This is a genomic window from Methylovorus menthalis (assembly GCF_020523625.1).
GTDB classification, from domain to species: Bacteria; Pseudomonadota; Gammaproteobacteria; order Burkholderiales; family Methylophilaceae; genus Methylovorus; species Methylovorus menthalis.
In genome coordinates this window covers 205153-221870 of the sequence record NZ_JAJAQH010000003.1, presented here as the reverse complement: position 1 = coordinate 221870, position 16718 = coordinate 205153, and the positions used below count along the sequence as shown (strand labels likewise).

At 55.3% G+C, this 16718-nt stretch carries 21 protein-coding genes; 7 read left to right on the top strand and 14 right to left on the bottom strand.

What is annotated here, in order from left to right; translation table 11 throughout:
- Window positions 1-51: 51 nt before the first annotated feature.
- Together LG204_RS03660 and murJ are read right to left on the bottom strand one after the other, a co-directional pair.
- Window positions 52-960 (bottom strand): bifunctional riboflavin kinase/FAD synthetase, encoded by a 909-nt coding sequence (locus LG204_RS03660; RefSeq protein WP_230335988.1) that lies wholly within the window; start codon window positions 958-960, stop codon window positions 52-54.
- Window positions 960-2498: a murein biosynthesis integral membrane protein MurJ gene (gene murJ / locus LG204_RS03655; protein ID WP_230335987.1), complete on the bottom strand. Its 1539-nt coding sequence runs from the start codon at window positions 2496-2498 to the stop codon at window positions 960-962. Before murJ ends, LG204_RS03660 begins: the two co-directional genes overlap by 1 nt.
- Before the next feature lie 328 nt (window positions 2499-2826).
- On the opposite strand from murJ, the gene rpsT reads away from it, so the two are divergent.
- The gene (gene rpsT / locus LG204_RS03650; RefSeq protein WP_230335986.1) at window positions 2827-3090 is read left to right on the top strand and encodes a 30S ribosomal protein S20; all 264 of its coding nucleotides are present in this window, start codon (window positions 2827-2829) and stop codon (window positions 3088-3090) included.
- A gap of 266 nt (window positions 3091-3356) precedes the next feature.
- Here rpsT and LG204_RS03645 read toward each other — a convergent pair whose 3' ends face one another.
- The 6 genes from LG204_RS03645 to rplU all read right to left on the bottom strand — a co-directional run bounded on the left by LG204_RS03645 (window position 3357) and on the right by rplU (window position 7907).
- On the bottom strand, window positions 3357-4514 hold the full coding sequence (locus tag LG204_RS03645) for a 5-(carboxyamino)imidazole ribonucleotide synthase (RefSeq protein ID WP_268867988.1): 1158 nt from the start codon (window positions 4512-4514) through the stop codon (window positions 3357-3359).
- Window positions 4511-5011 carry a 5-(carboxyamino)imidazole ribonucleotide mutase gene (gene purE, locus LG204_RS03640; RefSeq protein ID WP_230335985.1) on the bottom strand — a complete coding sequence of 167 codons (501 nt, stop codon included), beginning with the start codon at window positions 5009-5011 and terminating at the stop codon, window positions 4511-4513. Before purE ends, LG204_RS03645 begins: the two co-directional genes overlap by 4 nt.
- 11 nt (window positions 5012-5022) lie before the next feature.
- On the bottom strand, window positions 5023-6141 hold the full coding sequence (gene proB, locus LG204_RS03635; protein WP_230335984.1) for a glutamate 5-kinase: 1119 nt from the start codon (window positions 6139-6141) through the stop codon (window positions 5023-5025).
- A complete protein-coding gene (cgtA, locus tag LG204_RS03630) occupies window positions 6122-7174 on the bottom strand; it encodes an Obg family GTPase CgtA (RefSeq protein WP_230335983.1) in 1053 nt (350 codons plus the stop codon). The genes proB and cgtA overlap by 20 nt, the downstream gene beginning before the upstream one ends.
- Window positions 7175-7300: 126 nt before the next feature.
- Window positions 7301-7558: a 50S ribosomal protein L27 gene (gene rpmA / locus LG204_RS03625; protein ID WP_013441342.1), complete on the bottom strand. Its 258-nt coding sequence runs from the start codon at window positions 7556-7558 to the stop codon at window positions 7301-7303.
- A 34-nt stretch (window positions 7559-7592) separates the two neighbouring features.
- The gene (gene rplU, locus LG204_RS03620) at window positions 7593-7907 is read right to left on the bottom strand and encodes a 50S ribosomal protein L21 (protein ID WP_230335982.1); all 315 of its coding nucleotides are present in this window, start codon (window positions 7905-7907) and stop codon (window positions 7593-7595) included.
- Between the two features lie 213 nt (window positions 7908-8120).
- Here rplU and ispB point away from each other — a divergent pair, with 213 nt between their 5' ends.
- Window positions 8121-9089, top strand: a complete 969-nt coding sequence (ispB, locus tag LG204_RS03615) for an octaprenyl diphosphate synthase (RefSeq protein ID WP_328441029.1) — start codon at window positions 8121-8123, stop codon at window positions 9087-9089.
- A 141-nt stretch (window positions 9090-9230) separates the two neighbouring features.
- Here ispB and LG204_RS03610 read toward each other — a convergent pair whose 3' ends face one another.
- Window positions 9231-9551 (bottom strand): hypothetical protein, encoded by a 321-nt coding sequence (locus LG204_RS03610; RefSeq protein ID WP_041361967.1) that lies wholly within the window; start codon window positions 9549-9551, stop codon window positions 9231-9233.
- A gap of 145 nt (window positions 9552-9696) precedes the next feature.
- Between LG204_RS03610 and LG204_RS03605 the strand changes: the two genes are divergently transcribed.
- Genes LG204_RS03605 through LG204_RS03585 form a run of 5 tightly spaced genes read left to right on the top strand, consistent with a single transcriptional unit; the run spans window position 9697 to window position 12633 of the window.
- Window positions 9697-10572 (top strand): prepilin peptidase, encoded by an 876-nt coding sequence (locus tag LG204_RS03605; protein WP_230335980.1) that lies wholly within the window; start codon window positions 9697-9699, stop codon window positions 10570-10572.
- A gap of 1 nt (window position 10573) precedes the next feature.
- The gene (coaE, locus tag LG204_RS03600; protein ID WP_230335979.1) at window positions 10574-11182 is read left to right on the top strand and encodes a dephospho-CoA kinase; all 609 of its coding nucleotides are present in this window, start codon (window positions 10574-10576) and stop codon (window positions 11180-11182) included.
- 55 nt (window positions 11183-11237) lie between these two features.
- On the top strand, window positions 11238-11996 hold the full coding sequence (gene zapD / locus LG204_RS03595; RefSeq protein ID WP_230335978.1) for a cell division protein ZapD: 759 nt from the start codon (window positions 11238-11240) through the stop codon (window positions 11994-11996).
- Window positions 11984-12178, top strand: coding sequence for a DNA gyrase inhibitor YacG (locus tag LG204_RS03590; RefSeq protein ID WP_407664162.1), 195 nt, complete (start codon window positions 11984-11986; stop codon window positions 12176-12178). The genes zapD and LG204_RS03590 overlap by 13 nt, the downstream gene beginning before the upstream one ends.
- Window positions 12179-12189: 11 nt before the next feature.
- Complete coding sequence (locus LG204_RS03585) at window positions 12190-12633, top strand: copper chaperone PCu(A)C (protein WP_230335977.1); 444 nt, start codon at window positions 12190-12192, stop codon at window positions 12631-12633.
- Window positions 12634-12661: 28 nt separating this feature from the next.
- On the opposite strand, the gene LG204_RS03580 is transcribed toward LG204_RS03585, so the two are convergent.
- The 5 genes from LG204_RS03580 to LG204_RS03560 all read right to left on the bottom strand — a co-directional run bounded on the left by LG204_RS03580 (window position 12662) and on the right by LG204_RS03560 (window position 16539).
- The gene (locus LG204_RS03580) at window positions 12662-13099 is read right to left on the bottom strand and encodes a hypothetical protein (RefSeq protein ID WP_230335976.1); all 438 of its coding nucleotides are present in this window, start codon (window positions 13097-13099) and stop codon (window positions 12662-12664) included.
- Entirely contained in the window at window positions 13086-14036 is a 951-nt protein-coding gene (locus tag LG204_RS03575; protein WP_230335975.1) for a Nudix family hydrolase, read from the bottom strand. The genes LG204_RS03580 and LG204_RS03575 overlap by 14 nt, the downstream gene beginning before the upstream one ends.
- Window positions 14033-14929, bottom strand: a complete 897-nt coding sequence (locus LG204_RS03570; RefSeq protein WP_230335974.1) for an ATP-binding protein — start codon at window positions 14927-14929, stop codon at window positions 14033-14035. Before LG204_RS03570 ends, LG204_RS03575 begins: the two co-directional genes overlap by 4 nt.
- A gap of 24 nt (window positions 14930-14953) precedes the next feature.
- Window positions 14954-16180, bottom strand: coding sequence for a bifunctional glutamate N-acetyltransferase/amino-acid acetyltransferase ArgJ (gene argJ, locus LG204_RS03565; protein WP_230335973.1), 1227 nt, complete (start codon window positions 16178-16180; stop codon window positions 14954-14956).
- Window positions 16181-16335: 155 nt separating this feature from the next.
- Window positions 16336-16539, bottom strand: coding sequence for a DUF1289 domain-containing protein (locus LG204_RS03560; protein ID WP_230335972.1), 204 nt, complete (start codon window positions 16537-16539; stop codon window positions 16336-16338).
- Window positions 16540-16718 lie beyond the last annotated feature (179 nt).

The window sequence follows — 16718 nt, the reverse complement described above, 5'->3', positions numbered from 1 at the left end:
TTTAAGTTGAGCCCTAAGGCTTGAAAAATGTATATCGGTATTGCTTAACCATCAGGTTGGTTGGCTGGCAAAAAATGCACGCGCCTCGGCACTATCCAGCGCGATTTGTTGCTTGAGCGCATCCAGCCCGGGGAATTTCATTTCCTCACGCAGCTTTTTCAGAAAGCTGACATGGACATGGCGGTCATAAAGGTCGCCACTGTAGTCCAGCAGATGGACCTCGAGACTCAGGCGCGGGGTTCCGGCAATGGTCGGGCGCACCCCAAGATTAGCAACCCCCGGCAAACCGTCCAATTTTACCGCATATACCCCGGTCAGTGCAGGCCGTTCGTGCCGCATGTGTATGTTTGCAGTGGGAAATCCCAGCTGCCGCCCCAGCTTGCGGCCATGCACCACCTTGCCGCTGATGCTGTAGTAGCGTCCCAGCAAGGCACTCGCCAAGGGCAAATCGCCATCATGCAGTGCTTGACGTACGCGCGTGCTGGAAATGCGATCGCCATCCAGTTGAATCTCCGGCACACTTTCCAGTGAAAAACCCGCCTGGCGCAGATCATCCAGTCCACCCTGGCGCCGCGCACCAAAGCGAAAATCATCCCCCACCAGAATGGCTTCGGCATTCAATTGCCCGCGCAGAACATCCTGCATGAAGGCAGAAGCCTCCAACGCAGCAAAGCGCTGATTGAAATGGCAAACGTACACATCTGCCACGCCTGCCTCGATAAAGTGCTCGAGCTTCTCGCGCAGTGAGGTCAAGCGTGCCGGAGCTTGCAGTGGAGTGAAAAATTCGCGGGGATGCGGTTCAAACGTCATGACGACGGGCTGCAATCCTTTTGCCGCCGCCACTTGCACCAGCTGGCGCAACAAGGCCTGATGCCCCAGATGCACGCCATCGAAATTGCCTATCGCCAGCGCTGCGGGTAAGCGTTGTCCGCTATCAGGAAAATGTCGGAATACCCGCATCAGATAGCCACCCGCCGCATGAAATCTTTGGGGCGTATGCCCATCAGCCACAGCGCAGCAAAATAAGAAACCGCTCCCAACCCTACCAGCATGGTCACGGAAGTCAGCTTTGCCAGCAACTTGAGGTGCATCCAGTGCTGGTTATCGCCCATGGCGACATACAGTACGCCGCCCATGACTGAAACCGCGACCAGCAATTTGAACATGAACCCCCACCAGCCAGCTTGCGGCTTGTAGATATTGGCGCGGCGCAGGTAGAAATACAGTAGCCCCGCATTAAGACAAGCCCCCAGGCCAATGGCCAGCGCCAGCCCGGCATGCTTGAATGGACCGATAAACAGCAGATTCATCGCCTGCGTCGCCAGCAGGGTAAAAATGGCGATCTTCACCGGAGTTTTAATGTCCTGGCGCGAGTAAAAGGCAGGCGCCAGCACCTTGACCAGAATCAGGCCGAGCAGCCCCAGGCTGTATGCCATCAAGGCCTGGCGCGTCATCCAGACATCCTGTTCAGAAAACGCGCCGTAGTGAAACAGGCTCGCCACCAGCGGCACGGCAATCACCGCGAGTGCCACTGCCGCAGGCAATGCCAGAATAAAGGTCAAGCGCAAACCCCAGTCGAGCAATTGCGAATATTCGCCATCGGCCTTGTCGGCAAAACTTTTGGACAGGCTGGGCAGCAGGATGGTCCCCAGGGCCACACCCAGGATGCCGGTCGGAAATTCCATCAGGCGGTCTGCGTAGTAGAGCCAGGAGACGCTGCCAGTCTGCAGAAACGAGGCAAAAATGGTGTTGATGAGCAGGGAAATCTGCGCAATCGACACACCAAACACCGCCGGGCCCATCAGGCGCAAGATGCGCCAGACCCCCTCGTCGCCCAGGCCCAGCCGTATGCGCGGCAGCAAGCCAATCTGGCGCAGATAGGGAATCTGATACAGCAGCTGCAGCACACCTCCGGCAAATACCGCCCACCCCAGCACCATGACAGGTGGATCAAAGTAGGGAGCAAAAAACAGTGCCGCCACGATGAAGGTGATATTGAGCCAGACCGGCGTAAAGGCTGGCACGGAAAACTTGCTATAGGTATTCAGCACGCCGCCCGCCAACGAGACCAGCGAAATGAAGAAGATATAGGGAAAGGTCACGCGCAACAGCGCTACGGTCATGGCGAACTTGTCAGGCTCGGATTCAAAGCCGGGGGCACTGATATAGACCACCCAGGGCGCTGCCAGCATGCCCAATATCGTCACGACGATAAGCGCCAGCCCCAGCAAGGTGGCGACATGATCTACCAGAAGACGGGTTTCCTCATGGCCGCGCCGATTTTTGTATTCGGCCAGCACGGGTACAAACGCTTGCGAAAATGCGCCTTCCGCAAACAGGCGGCGCAAAAGGTTGGGAATTTTAAAGGCGACGAAAAAAGCATCGGTATAAATACCAGCGCCAAATACACGAGCAATGAGCGTGTCGCGCACAAAACCGAGGATGCGCGAGACAAAGGTCATGCTGCCGACAGTAGCCAGAGCTTTTAAGAGGTTCATTACGCCAGTATTTTCAATTAATATTCTGCCACCGCCGTGGGTTGGCGCGGAGCCATCTAAATGCACGTGGCCTGCGAAGCCACTGTTCAAGTTCAAAACCTGAAAAATTCATCATGGAACTTGGGCCAGAAGCCAGGGCAGCAATCCAAGAATATTGCATTTGCAAGCCAAGATCAGCAGCACAAATAAAGCCATGAATACAAGCGCATGATTTTAGCATGCCCACATGGCAAGCCTAAAGCGCAACATGCGCGAGACGACTTGCACGATGGCAAAAAAACGGCTAATATGCTCGGCTTCGAATTTACAAACTTGATTAGGATTATCCATGGCTAATAGCGCACAGGCGAGAAAACGTGCCCGTCAGGCAGTTAAGCAACGCGCCCACAACGCCAGCTTACGTTCCACTCTGCGCACCGCGATCAAAAAGATCATCAAAGCGGTTGAAGCAGGTGACAAGGCTGCCGCACAAAGTGCTTACATTGAAAATGTAAGCGTGATTGATCGCATCGCGGACAAGAATATCATCCATAAGAACAAGGCCGCTCGCCACAAGAGCCGCCTGTCAGCCTCTATCAAGGCCATGGCATAGTATTCAAGTTACATAGCTGCAAGCAAAAAAGCCGAACAGATGTTCGGCTTTTTTATTGGGCGCTAGCCTTGTACACCCAAATCCGGACCACTCTCAATCACCGCCATGCGCTTCAATGGCGCCAATCAACTACGTCCGCATTCAGCCCCATGATGATCAGCAAGCAAATTAACCTGATCTTAAAAAATCCGGGCACCATAAAGCAAATGAGGGCGCAACCTTCGCACCCTCACAACTTGACCGACCAATCACGTATATATCGAGAGTTACTCGCCAATCCCCAGCGCTTCACGCGCCTGCATGGCCAGGCTATAAGCATTGTCCGCATCCGCGTCCACCACCGTAAAATGGCCCATCTTGCGACCGGCGCGCGGCTCATGCTTGCCATACAAATGCAGCTTGAGCGCTGGTACGGCAAACGCAGCAGCCCAATCCGGCTCGCCGTCCTGCCAGATATTGCCGAGTATATTCACCATGACAGACGGACTATGCAAACGCGGATCGCCCAGGGCATGCCCAGTCAGCACGCGTACTTGCTGGTCAAACTGATTGGTCACGCAGCCATCCAGCGTGTAGTGCCCGGAGTTATGCGGCCGAGGGGCAATTTCATTCACCAGAATCTGGTCACCACAGACAAAAAACTCTACGCCTAGCACGCCGACATATTCCAGCTTCTGGGCGAGCTCAATCGCCAGCGCGGTTGCTTTTTCGCGCAAGGCATCATCACAACGCGCCGGGGCAATGCTGATATCCAGAATGCCGTTCAGATGGCTGTTTTCTGCCACTGGGAACGCAGCCACATGCCCATGCACATCGCGCGCCAGCACCACAGAAACCTCGAGATCGAGTGCCAGCATTTTCTCCAGCACACAGGTTTCACCGCCAAACTGCTCAAAGGCCGCCTCAGCTTGCTCGCGCCCACCCACCCGTGCCTGGCCTTTGCCGTCATAGCCAAAACGCGCAACCTTTAAAATCGCGGGATAAATCGCGGCATCCACCGCATCAAAATCAGCAGAGGTTTCAATCACATGAAATGGCGCCACCGGCAAGCCAGCATCGCGAATAAAGTTTTTTTCCATGACACGGTGCTGCGCTGTGGCAACCGCGGCCGCAGCCGGGCGAACGATGCGGGTCTGCTCAAAAAACTCCAGCGTTTCGGCCGGCACATTTTCAAACTCGGTGGTAATGGCAACACAGCTTTGCGCCATGGATTCGAGCGCTTCACGATCATCGTAAGCCGCGCACAGGTGCACATCGGCAATCTTGCCTGCCGGACTATTCAGGTCCGGGTCAAGCACGGTGACGCGATAACCCATTTCATGGGCAGCAATCACAAAAAAACGGCCCAGTTGGCCGCCGCCCAGCATGCCCAGCATGGCAGGCGGCAAAATCTTGGAAGAAAGTTCAGCTAAATTCACGCTCAAGGTTGCTCCGGTAATTGCATGGCGAATACTTTGGCGGCCTGGGCCGCACGGAATTCATTTAACTTGGTAGCCAGCGCAGCATCATGCGTCGCCAGCATGGCGATGGCAAACAAGCCAGCGTTTGCTGCCCCGGCTTCGCCAATGGCGAAGGTGGCCACGGGAATGCCCTTGGGCATCTGCACAATCGATAACAGGGAATCTTGTCCCTGCAAATGCTTGGAAGGAACAGGCACGCCCAGAACAGGCAGTATGGTCTTGGCAGCCACCATGCCTGGCAAGTGGGCAGCACCGCCAGCGCCAGCGATGATCACCTTGAAGCCACGCTCAGCAGCCTGCTCGGCAAACTCGAACATCAGGTCCGGCGTGCGGTGGGCCGACACTACGCGGGCTTCATACGCTACGCCAAAATCAGCCAGCATTTGCGCCGCAAGCCGCATGACGGGCCAATCACTATCGGACCCCATGATGATGGCGACTTGCGCCTGTGTTGTAGACATGGAAGCTACCTTTACAAAAGAATAAGATTATCGCGGTGAATCAGCTCGGCTTCATCCACATAGCCCAGTATCTGGGCAATATCCGCACTGGGCTTGCGCAGGATGCGCGAGGTTTCACTGGCACTGTAGTTCACGAGGCCACGGGCAATTTCTTGCCCCTGCTGATCAAAACAGGCAACCGCCTCGCCGCGCTCGAAAGTGCCCTCTACTGCAACCACGCCAATGGGCAGGAGACTCTTGCCATCGTCACGCAAGGCTTTAACCGCACCTTCGTCCATGATGACCTTGCCAGAAAGACGAAGATGATCTGCCAGCCATTGTTTTTTAGCCAGCAATTTAACCTGCCCCGCCTGCAGATGCGTCCCCACCGCCTCACCTGCCGCCAGACGAACCAGCACCTGCGGTTCGCGGCCTGAGGCGATCACGGTATGGGCTCCACTGCGTGCCGCACGCTTTGCAGCCAGTATCTTGGTCAGCATGCCACCAGTACCGACACTGCTGCCCGCGCCGCCTGCCATGGCCTCCAGCTCGGGAGCACCTGCCACCGCGTGATTAATGAATTGGGCATCGGGATTTTTGCGTGGATCCGCCGAGTACAACCCTTGCTGATCGGTAAGAATAACCAGCGCATCCGCTTCAATCAGATTGGCCACCAGGGCGCCCAAGGTGTCGTTATCCCCAAAGCGGATTTCGTCGGTGACGACCGTATCGTTTTCGTTGATGATGGGGATAACACCGAGATCAAGCAGAGTGCGCAATGTGCTGCGCGCATTCAGGTACCGCTTGCGGTCTGCCAGGTCATCGTGCGTCAGCAGCACCTGAGCCGTATGCAAGCCATGCTTGCTGAAGCAGCTCTCGTACATTTGTACCAGGCCCATTTGCCCAACAGCCGCTGCGGCCTGCAATTCATTGACCGCCTTTGGCCGTTTTTTCCAGCCCAGACGCTGCATGCCTTCGGCAACTGCTCCACTGGAAACCAGCACCACTTGCCGCGACTGCTTTACCAGATGCGAAATCTGGTCTGCCCAGGCGGCAATCGCCTGCCGATCCAAGCCCTCACCATTATTGGTGACCAGACTTGAACCTACCTTGACGACAATACAGTCAGCCTCAAGCAGCAGGGAGTCCATCTTGATCCTCTTGCGCGTGCTCACCCGCGCGTACAGATTCGATATGTTCCATGATGGCGTAGGTCAGCTCTTTGCAACCCATGCCGGCCAGGGCGGAAATGGCAAAGACACGCCCTTCCCAGCCATAGTCACGCACAAATTTCGCGACGACATCTGCGCTGTCAGACAGCATGTCGACTTTATTCAATACCAGCCAGCGTGGCTTTTGATACAGCGACTCGTCGTATTTGCGCAACTCTTCAACAATGGCGCGCGCCTCTTTGACCGGATCGACAGCCTCATCAAAAGGCGCAATATCGACAAGGTGCAGCAGCAAACGCGTACGAGCCAGATGTCGCAGGAACTGGTGGCCAAGCCCGGCACCCTCTGCCGCGCCTTCTATCAGCCCTGGAATATCGGCAATGACAAAACTGCGGTTGGTATCCACGCGCACCACCCCGAGATTGGGGTGCAAGGTCGTAAATGGATAATCTGCCACTTTGGGCTTAGCGGCGGATACAGAGCGAATAAAGGTGGACTTGCCTGCATTGGGCATGCCGAGCAGACCAACGTCAGCCAACACCTTAAGCTCGAAATAGAGCTCAAACTCGTCGCCCGGCTCACCTTTAGTACATTGCCGCGGGGAGCGGTTAACGCTGGACTTGAAATGGATGTTGCCAAGACCGCCATTACCGCCCTTGGCCAGCAAGGCCTGCTGCCCATGCTCGGCAAGGTCGATCAGCACCTGCTCGGTGGCCTTGTTGCTGATCACCGTGCCCACCGGCACACGCAGAATCAGATCTTCGCCACCGGCACCATACTGATCAGAACCGCGGCCATTTTCACCACGCTGAGCGCGGAAGGTTCGGGTGTATCGATAATCCACCAAGGTATTGATGTTACGGTCAGCGACCGCATAGATGGAGCCACCACGACCGCCATCACCGCCATTGGGACCGCCCATGGGCTCGTACTTTTCGCGACGGAAGGTGGCTACGCCATTACCGCCGTCACCAGCGTAGACCTTGATGGTTGCTTCATCTATGAATTTCATGTTTTCCAGTCAATCTCAATATCGACAAGCGCGGCTTATTATAGCAAGCCGTTTTTTCCGACATGCACGCCTGAAATAAAAAAGCCCTATCTGTACGATAGGGCTTTTACCAACCTGTGCTGCGGATTAAGCAGGGATGATGCTGACCAGCTTGCGACGCAGAGCGCCCTTAACTGAGAAAGCAACCTTGCCATCCACCTTGGCAAACAGGGTGTGATCCTTGCCCATACCAACATTGTCACCAGCGTGCATACGGGTGCCGCGTTGACGAACAATGATGCTGCCTGCAGAAACCAATTGGTCGCCGAAGGCTTTCACGCCCAGTCGCTGGGCCTGTGAGTCGCGGCCGTTACGGGAACTACCGCCTGCTTTTTTGTGTGCCATGTTTTATTCCTTATCTCAAGTAACTGCAGCCGAATTACTTGGCAGCAATGTTTTCGATCTGGATTTCAGTGAAATCCTGACGATGACCCTGGGTCTTGCGGTAGTGCTTACGACGACGCATCTTGAAGATCAAGACCTTGTCACCTCTACCGTGGGCAACCACCTTGGCCTTGACACTGGCACCGGCGATGACAGGTGCACCGATGGTAACGTTGTCGCCGTCAGCAACCATTAATACTTGGTCGATGGTGATGTCGCTACCGACTTCGCCCACCAACTTCTCAACCTTAAGTTTGTCGCCGGCTGCTACACGGTACTGCTTACCGCCGGTCTTGATGACTGCATACATGATCTAGCCTCGTTCGCTACGCATTCAAATGAATCGAGCATTATACGGAAAATTGGACGTTTAGCAAATCTTAATGCGCTTTTCCGCAAACAATTCGCTACAACGCCGACATTATGCCGCATACGTTGCGCAAGGCCAACAAGCACGGGACAAGCGCTGTATAAGCCCAGACCCTATATGTTAAAATGCCGCATCTAATTCTGGCTGATACTCGTGTCCCTCGCTTTTATACAATCCTGCATCGCTCAAGACATGCAAGCAGTCGACGCGGTGATTCGCAAATCCCTTCATTCCGATGTTGTTCTGATCAACCAGGTTGCCGAGTACATCATCAATAGCGGGGGCAAGCGCCTAAGGCCTGCGCTGGTTCTTCTGTCAGCCGGCGCGTTTGGCGAGGTCAACGCCCGCCATCACGAGCTAGCCGCTGTTGTGGAATTCATCCACACCGCCACCTTGCTGCACGACGATGTCGTGGATGAATCAGCCATGCGCCGTGGCCGCGCCACTGCCAACACCTTGTTTGGCAATGCGGCCAGCGTATTGGTGGGTGATTTTATCTATTCGCGCGCCTTTCAGATGATGGTCGGCGTTGAAAGCATGCGCGTGATGGAAGTGCTGGCAGAGGCCACCAATATCATCGCAGAAGGTGAAGTGTTGCAATTGCTGAATGTGCACGACGCCGACATTACGGATGAGGCCTACCTCAAGGTTATCCACTACAAGACAGCCAAGCTGTTTGAAGCCGCTACCCGCCTGGGTGCGATTATCTGCTGCGCCTCGAAACAGGATGAGCATGCCATGGCGGAATACGGCATGCGTCTGGGCACCGCCTTTCAGCTTATTGATGATGTGCTGGACTTCAGTGGCGACAGCCAGGAGATCGGCAAAAACCTGGGCGATGACCTGGCCGAGGGCAAACCCACACTCCCATTGCTGATCGCCATGCGCCTGGGTACTCCGGCACAAGCGTTGACCATACGCAAGGCGATTGAAGAGGGCGGCCTGGATGAACTCCCTGCCGTCATGCAGGCAGTGCATGACACCGGGGCACTTGATCAGGTGAGAGCCATCGCCCAACAGGAAGCGCAGGCGGGCTGTGCTGCTATCCTGCACCTGCCAGACTCCCCGTCGCGCCAGGCACTGCTGAAACTGGCCGAGTTTGCTGTTGACCGCACATTTTGAGTCAAGCGCAACACGCATCTGCCGCCTCCAATAAAAAACGCCACCAACCCTGAAAGGGTGGTGGCGTTTTTTATTCGGCCTTAATATCAGCCTGGCATCAGCACTCGCCAGCCAAGCCAGTGCCGTTAGTGCAATTCCAACTTAATTCAATACAATCTGTTCGCCGCTATCAGCCCGATAGTAGCTCAAGTGTGCGCATGGGCTGGTGTCGGGTGTCAGCGCCCCATCAAACAAGGCGCGCCCATCAACATCCACCACGGCATACCCGTTATGGTAGAGCGTCACTTCGGCCTGCTGCCGTCCCTGCCTCATGGCAAAGCTCATGTACCCGTCGTCCTCCTCTTCTCCATAAACTTCCCAGTTGGAGCGGCCGGTCAACTGCTCCATCCATCCTGGAAGATCAACCTCTACGCGGCAAACGACCGGGGCTTCCCATGCAGCTTGGACAGTGTTTTCCATCATTCGCTTCCTTTCGTTTCAAGTGGTTGGTTAAGGTATAAGTGGCGTCGATACGGCGCAATTTCAAGTGTGACTGTACCCGACAGTGGATAGTTGCCTATATCTGTATAACGGTGCGATGATGCAGAAAGTTTAATGGAACAAGCGTATGCCCGACGTCTTCAGCAATTTTCTTCAGGTATTGCAGGACTCCCCTGTCTTTTTTATTGCCGTTTCTGCCCTGCTCGGACTTCTTGTGGGCAGCTTTCTGAATGTCGTTATTCACCGGCTGCCTAAAATGATGGAAGCCGAATGGCGACTGAATTGCCAGTCACTCGACGGACAAATGCCCACAGAGGCCACGAAAAAATTCAATCTGCTGACACCACGCTCCAGTTGCCCGCACTGTGGTCATGCCATCACGGCGCTGGAGAACATCCCCCTTATCAGCTATATCGGCCTGCGTGGCAAATGCCGCGGCTGCAAGGCACCTATCAGCATACGCTACCCGGCCGTCGAGTTGCTCACCGGCGTCTTGACCGCCTTGGTGAGCTGGAAGCTGGGCTACGCTGGCACCACGGTATTTGCGTGGCTGTTTGTATTTGCGCTGATCGCCCTGACCTTCATCGACCTGGATACCCAGCTGCTGCCTGACGACATCACGCTACCTTTGTTATGGCTGGGCTTGCTGATCAACCTCAATGGCGGATTTACCGATTTGCAATCCGCCGTAGTTGGTGCAGCTGCCGGGTATCTCATCCTGTGGAGCATCTATTGGCTATTCAAGCTGATAACGGGCAAAGAAGGCATGGGTTACGGCGACTTCAAATTGCTTGCCGCCATAGGCGCCTGGTTTGGTTGGCAAATGCTGCCCGCCGTCATCCTGCTTTCCTCACTCGCGGGCTCGGTCATTGGCATCGGCTTGATTCTGTTTGCCCGCCATGGTCGCAGCACACCCATCCCATTTGGCCCCTATCTGGCGTTGGGCGGCATTGCCGCCTTGTTCTTCGGCCCGATCCTGGCAAGCTTCTACCTGGGCAGCTGACATGATCGTTGGACTGACGGGCGGCATAGGCAGCGGAAAATCAGCGGCAGCAGCGCAGTTTGCTGCGCTGGGCGCCCCTGTCATTGATGTCGATGTCATCTCGCACGAACTCACCGCTCCAGGACAAGCAGCCGTATTCGCGATAGCCGACGCACTGGGCGATGGCATGCTGAACGCTGATGGCAGCCTGAACCGCGCAGCAGTGCGCAGCAAGGTATTTGAAGATGCCGCGGCGCGTCAGCAGCTGGAGAGAATATTGCATCCAGCCATCTATGAAGAGGCGCAACGCCAGCTGCAACGGGTCAGCAACACCGCGCCTTACTGCATTATTGTTGTGCCCTTGCTGTTTGAAAGCGAACGCTACCGGCAATTGATAGATCGCAGCCTGCTGATTGATTGTGAGGAGTCCATACAGATTGCCCGCACCATGCAACGCAGCCATATGTCGGAAATCGAGGTGAAAAACATTATGGCAGCCCAGCTATCACGCGAAACCCGTCGGCAATTGGCAAATGACATCATCAGCAACAATGGCAGCCTTGATCAACTACAAAAAAATGTCATCGCTTTTCACCAAAAATACATTAATCCTTGCATAGTTAGCATTTAGATTTCATAATCCACCGTAACTTTAAAAACGCTAAGCGCTCAGCCAAAAAAAGCCCGTGCCCAGTTACGATTACCCATTTAATGAACGTATCCGGACGCTGCTGCGCCTGGAGGATCTGTTCACTAAAGTGCTGCACAATATGGCAGCCGGGCATGAGTATCACCATCACTGCGCGCTGCTCTCCCTGTTCCAGATTCTTGATGTCATTGATCGCGCCGAGCTCAAGGCAGACCTGCTGCAAGAGCTGGACCGGCAAAAGATCGTCATGACCAGCCTTCTCGGCAACCCTTCCATCGCAGAAAACGTACTCACCGACCTGATCGGCCAAATTGAGAATACCAGCAAGGTACTTCGCCAGAACACGACCAAGCTTGGGCAAACCCTGCGCGATAACGACTGGCTGATGAGCATCAAACAGCGAGCAGGTATTCCAGGCGGCGTATGCGAATTTGATTTGCCGTCCTATCATTACTGGCTGGGCCTGGACGAAGACAGGCGTCGCCAGGATCTCGATAACTGGTTGCAACCACTGATCAGCATTTACGAGGCCTTGCGCATCATCCTCCATATACTGCGCGGCAGTGGCAATACCGTTGCGCTGACCGCAGTCAATGGTGTTTATCAGCAAATGCTGGGGGGCTCAAAACCTGCCCAGATGCTGAGGTTGCAGGTCGACGATGATGTCGAGTGCTTCCCGGAAGTCAGCGCCAACAAATACGCTATCAACATCCGTTTCAATAGCCTGGACTACGCGCAAAAGCCGCGTGCATGCGATAAAAACGTTAACTTCACCCTTACTCTGTGCAACCTGTAAAACCCGTAAAAAAACGCCTGGTCACTTGCCCGCAATGCCAGTCTGTGTCTGAATATTCCGTCGAAAATCGCTTTCGTCCCTTTTGCTCCGAGCGCTGCAAGTTGATTGATCTTGGCTTGTGGGCGGACGAAGGCTACCGCATTCCACAACCCATAGAACCTGACGATTTCCTGGAAGAATAAGGAGCCATTCTATGTTCCAACAGCTCAGATGTATCGCTTTATGCCTGTTACTTTCAAGCACGCAGAGTGCCTGGGCAGCCGATGCCTTGCGCATCAGCCAAGACTGGGTGCGAGCCACCGCGCCCGGACAAGCCGTGGGCGCCGCTTACATGACACTGACCAGTGCAGAAGACGCAACGCTGACCAAAGTGGAAAGTGACGTAGCAGTATCGGTCGAGATACATAGCATGACCATGAACGACGGAGTCATGCGTATGCGCATGCTGGAAACCTTGCCATTAAAAGCACAGCAAGCGGTTAACCTGGAACCGGGCGGCTTTCACCTGATGCTGTTTGATCTGAAAGCCCCGCTAAAGGCAGGCTCAAATGTGACGTTCAAACTCTACGTACAGGATAGCCACGGCAAGCAACACATCTACACGCATAGCAGCCCGATAAAAGCGGCAGCAGATTAATAGGGCCTTCCCGCGCCCAAAGAATCTCTCAGCGCGGTTCAGCCTTGAAGGTGAACTGGTAACGCTGCAGCCCGGTGGCGGTTTCCACATCAATACGCGCGATCCAGTCACTGCGCCCCTGCACACACACCGGCAGCGTAATATCCCCATGCCAGCGGCCATCCGGCTTCTGCAGCAGCCGATATTTGTTAAGCCCCATCTCCATGCCGTCCATGGCAAAACTGGCATGGATAGCCTGGGCACCCGTCATGGCGACATCAATGCCAAACGGTTTTAACACAGCAGGCTGCGAAGCGAATACCACATGCAGATTCTGATCACCACAACCTTCGAGAGGTGTAGGGCAATATAAGAGTTTGATAGTTTGCGGCACTTCGGGGGCTCGCATGTAGAAATACAATGCCGCCGATCCCACCATTAGCAAGAGCGCCAACAACGCCCATTTTTTGCGCTTAGCCAGCTTCATTCCAGGCCCCTCTCAACAAAGCAATGCCATGTGCCCCTTGGCGCCAAGCCTCTTGCAGATGCTGCCTCTGCAAGCCACCCAATGCATACACTGGCAACGCATACCCTGCAATGGCCTCCCCCAGCCCATGCCACCCCAGGGGCTTGGCATCCGGATGGGACAAGGTTGGCAACACAGGGGAAAACACGACGAAGTTGAGCTCAAGCTCCGCCGCGCGGGCAAGCTCGTGCGCATCATGACAGGACGCCCCCACTATCAAGCCTTCAGGTTTCTGCCGCAAGGCCATGAGTGCCTGACTGCTGAGATGCACGCCATCGGCATTCACCATGGAAGCCAATTCCGGCGAACCATTCAGCAAGACCTGAGCACCATAGGGGCGGGCGAGTGCGATGACTTTTGCGGAAAATGCCTGCAAAGCCTCTTCATTCAGATGCTTTTCACGCACCTGTATCAACTTCAACCCGGCTTGCAATGCCCGCTGCAGTCGGGCAAGAAACACCGGCTCACCAAGCTCCTCCAACTGCGTGATCGCATAGATGGCTGGCAGGCTTAACATGCGCAGCAAAGGCTCGTTGGCCGGCAACAAAGGCCCAACATTCACCGACGAAGGAAACTGCCAGGACAAGGCCTGGCCCTCCCGGCCATGGGGCTCGCCAATCCATCGGCGCACCTGATAAAAATGCAATTGGACCGTACGCTCGGGATAAGCAAAGCGGCGGGTGATCCAGGGATAAGCTTCGACAATCCCGGTACCAAGCTCTTCTTCTATTTCGCGCTTGAGCGCTTGCAATACGGATTCGCCCTGCTCAATCTTGCCTCCGGGAAACTCCCACCACCCAGCCCAAGGCTTGCCTTCGGGGCGTTGCGCCAGGAGTACCTGCCCGTCATCCCGCACTAGCACAGCTACGGCCGCATGCACCGCCGGCTTATCGGTCATTGCGCATCCGGTGGATTACTCACACCAGCCAGCTCACTCAACTTGGCCTGGCCTGCGTAATCACGGGCAAATTGCGAGGCAATACGGCCACTGCGCGAGCCGCGAGCCAGCGCAAACTGCAAGGCCGCCTGGCGGGCATCTTCGGTAAATGGCGTAATGCCATGGTATTCCAGCCATTGCTCGGCAACGCGCAGGTAGTCTTGCTGACTGAACGGATAAAACGACAACCACAACCCAAAGCGCTCCGATAAGGAAATTTTTTCTTCGGCGGTGTCACCAGGACGTATCTCTTCGCCCAGATGCTGGGTTTCGAGATTTTCGGCCATGTATTCCGGCATCAGATGACGGCGATTGGAAGTGGCATACACCAGCACATTATCCGAGGTCGCCGAGACCGAGCCATCGAGCACTACCTTGAGCGCCTTGTACCCAGGCTCGCCAGCATCAAACGTCAGGTCATCGCAGAAGACAATAAAGCGCTCGGGGCGCTCGCGCAAAATTGCCACGATCTCGGGCAATGACACCAGATCCTGCTTTTCAACCTCGACCAGCCGCAAGCCATGCTGGGCAAAATGGCTCAACACCGCTTTCACCAGCGAGGATTTTCCGGTACCACGCGCGCCCGTCAGCAAGGCATTATTGGCAGGCAGGCCACGTACAAACTGCTCGGTATTGCGCACGATGCGCGCCTTCTGCTCATCTATATTTTGCAAGCCATACAGGCTGACATAATGCGGATGATGCACAGCTTGCAGGTAGCCACGTCCTTGATGCGCGACCCAGCGCCAGGCAATCGCACTCCAATCGGTATCCTGCGTCTGCGGCAGCAAGTGCTTTTCCAGGCGATCGAGCAAGCGCTCGGCCTTCTGTATCAACTGTTCAATATCCGCCATGTATACCTCGTCTGGATTCAAAAATCAGGAGCGATAATCTGCATTGATCTTGACGTAATCAAAGGAAAAGTCACAGGTCCACACGGTAGCTTTCGCATTACCGCGATTCAGCACCACACGAACGGTGATTTCCGCTTCTTTCATGACTGCCGCACCCTGGGCTTCTTCATAACTGGCGGCACGGCCACCATGCTCCGCCACCAGCACGTTGCCCAAGTAAAGCTGCATGGCGTTGACATCCAGGTCAGCGATACCGGCGTAACCGATGGCCGCCAGAATCCGGCCAAGATTGGGGTCAGAGGCAAAGAATGCCGTCTTGATCAGCGGGGAATGCGCAATGGCATAGGCCACCTTGCGGCATTCTTCGCGATCCTTGCCGGCCTCGACATGAATGGTCATGAACTTGGTAGCACCCTCGCCATCGCGCACAATGGCTTGCGCTAACTCAACAGCTACTTCGGTCATCACCGCACGCAAAGCCTCAAACTCACTGCTGCTTTCAGTAATTTCCGCATTCGCCGCCTGGCCCGTCGCCATAAGGATCAAGGAGTCATTGGTCGAGGTATCGCCATCGACGGTAATGCAGTTGAACGAGTGATTTACCGCGTGATCGATGATCGCCTGCAGGGCAGACTGGCTAACCGCCGCATCGGTCGCCACATAGCCCAGCATGGTCGCCATGTTGGGATGTATCATGCCGGAGCCTTTGGCGATGCCGGTAATCGTCACCAGCTTGCCGCCCAGCGTTACCTGACGCGATGCGCCCTTTGCCACGATATCGGTCGTCATGATGGCCTCGGCGGCATCCAGCCAGCCATCAGCACGCTGATTGGCAACGGCAGCAGGCAAGCCCGCCACGAGACGATCAACTGGCAAAGGCTCCAGAATCACACCGGTCGAAAATGGGAGAATCTGTTCAGCCTTGCACTCCAGCAACTGCGCCAGAGCATCACAGGTTTCACGCGCATGCTGCATGCCGGGCTCGCCAGTACCCGCGTTGGCATTGCCGGTATTGACCACCAACGCGCGGATTTCATTCGGGCCAGCCAGGTGTTCACGGCAAAGCGTGACTGGCGCGGCGCAAAAACGGTTCTGCGTGAATACGCCCGCCACCCGAGTGCCGGGGCTCAGTTGCATAACCAGCACATCCTTGCGGTCTGGCTTGCGGATATGCGCTTTGGCATAGCCTAAGGTAATGCCGGCAACCGGCTTCAGGGTGGCGGCATCAGGAGCAGTAAGGTGAACTGGCATGTGGAGGTTTCCCGAAAGATGGACACAAAATTAAAAGTAGTCGCGATTCTACCCGATCACCACGACAAGGGCATGACATGTGGGCGGGGGCAAACCTGAGCGTCATTATCCGCGCAAGCTGAAGCCCCAAAGCTGGCAAATGAGGATAAGCAGGCTTAGTCGTCGAACCGGGCAATCTCGATCTGGCGCTGCGCCAGTCGATCCTTCACTTCATGGCGCTGTTGTGGTGACATATCCCACCACTCGCGAATCTCGTCTATGGTGCGAAAACAGCCTTCGCACAAGCCAGTTTCTTCGTTCATGGCACAGACCCCGATACAGGGCGAGGATACAGCAGTGGAATTGGGATCAGAACTCATGGGAAACAACCTCTGGAGAATAGCCTCAGGATTATAACAAACATGCAGCGAGGTATAGGCGCAGAAAACCCTGGATATGGATAGTGCAATGGAATGAGCGTAGTGCAGGCGAAGATGAAACCATCTCAAGAATCACAAGCCTGTCAACAGCAAGCGACCCCGGAGGATTGATCAAGCAT

Bases quoted from the DNA above. Each gene is read 5' to 3' on its own strand.
- LG204_RS03660 (WP_230335988.1), bottom strand. From the start codon at position 960: ATGCGGGTATTCCGACATTTTCCTGATAGCGGACAACGCTTACCCGCA.
- murJ (WP_230335987.1), bottom strand. From the start codon at position 2,498: ATGAACCTCTTAAAAGCTCTGGCTACTGTCGGCAGCATGACCTTTGTC.
- rpsT (WP_230335986.1), top strand. From the start codon at position 2,827: ATGGCTAATAGCGCACAGGCGAGAAAACGTGCCCGTCAGGCAGTTAAG.
- purE (WP_230335985.1), bottom strand. From the start codon at position 5,011: ATGTCTACAACACAGGCGCAAGTCGCCATCATCATGGGGTCCGATAGT.
- proB (WP_230335984.1), bottom strand. From the start codon at position 6,141: ATGGACTCCCTGCTGCTTGAGGCTGACTGTATTGTCGTCAAGGTAGGT.
- cgtA (WP_230335983.1), bottom strand. From the start codon at position 7,174: ATGAAATTCATAGATGAAGCAACCATCAAGGTCTACGCTGGTGACGGC.
- rpmA (WP_013441342.1), bottom strand. From the start codon at position 7,558: ATGGCACACAAAAAAGCAGGCGGTAGTTCCCGTAACGGCCGCGACTCA.
- rplU (WP_230335982.1), bottom strand. From the start codon at position 7,907: ATGTATGCAGTCATCAAGACCGGCGGTAAGCAGTACCGTGTAGCAGCC.
- LG204_RS03610 (WP_041361967.1), bottom strand. From the start codon at position 9,551: ATGATGGAAAACACTGTCCAAGCTGCATGGGAAGCCCCGGTCGTTTGC.
- LG204_RS03605 (WP_230335980.1), top strand. From the start codon at position 9,697: ATGCCCGACGTCTTCAGCAATTTTCTTCAGGTATTGCAGGACTCCCCT.
- coaE (WP_230335979.1), top strand. From the start codon at position 10,574: ATGATCGTTGGACTGACGGGCGGCATAGGCAGCGGAAAATCAGCGGCA.
- LG204_RS03585 (WP_230335977.1), top strand. From the start codon at position 12,190: ATGTTCCAACAGCTCAGATGTATCGCTTTATGCCTGTTACTTTCAAGC.
- LG204_RS03580 (WP_230335976.1), bottom strand. From the start codon at position 13,099: ATGAAGCTGGCTAAGCGCAAAAAATGGGCGTTGTTGGCGCTCTTGCTA.
- LG204_RS03575 (WP_230335975.1), bottom strand. From the start codon at position 14,036: ATGACCGATAAGCCGGCGGTGCATGCGGCCGTAGCTGTGCTAGTGCGG.
- LG204_RS03570 (WP_230335974.1), bottom strand. From the start codon at position 14,929: ATGGCGGATATTGAACAGTTGATACAGAAGGCCGAGCGCTTGCTCGAT.
- argJ (WP_230335973.1), bottom strand. From the start codon at position 16,180: ATGCCAGTTCACCTTACTGCTCCTGATGCCGCCACCCTGAAGCCGGTT.
- LG204_RS03560 (WP_230335972.1), bottom strand. From the start codon at position 16,539: ATGAGTTCTGATCCCAATTCCACTGCTGTATCCTCGCCCTGTATCGGG.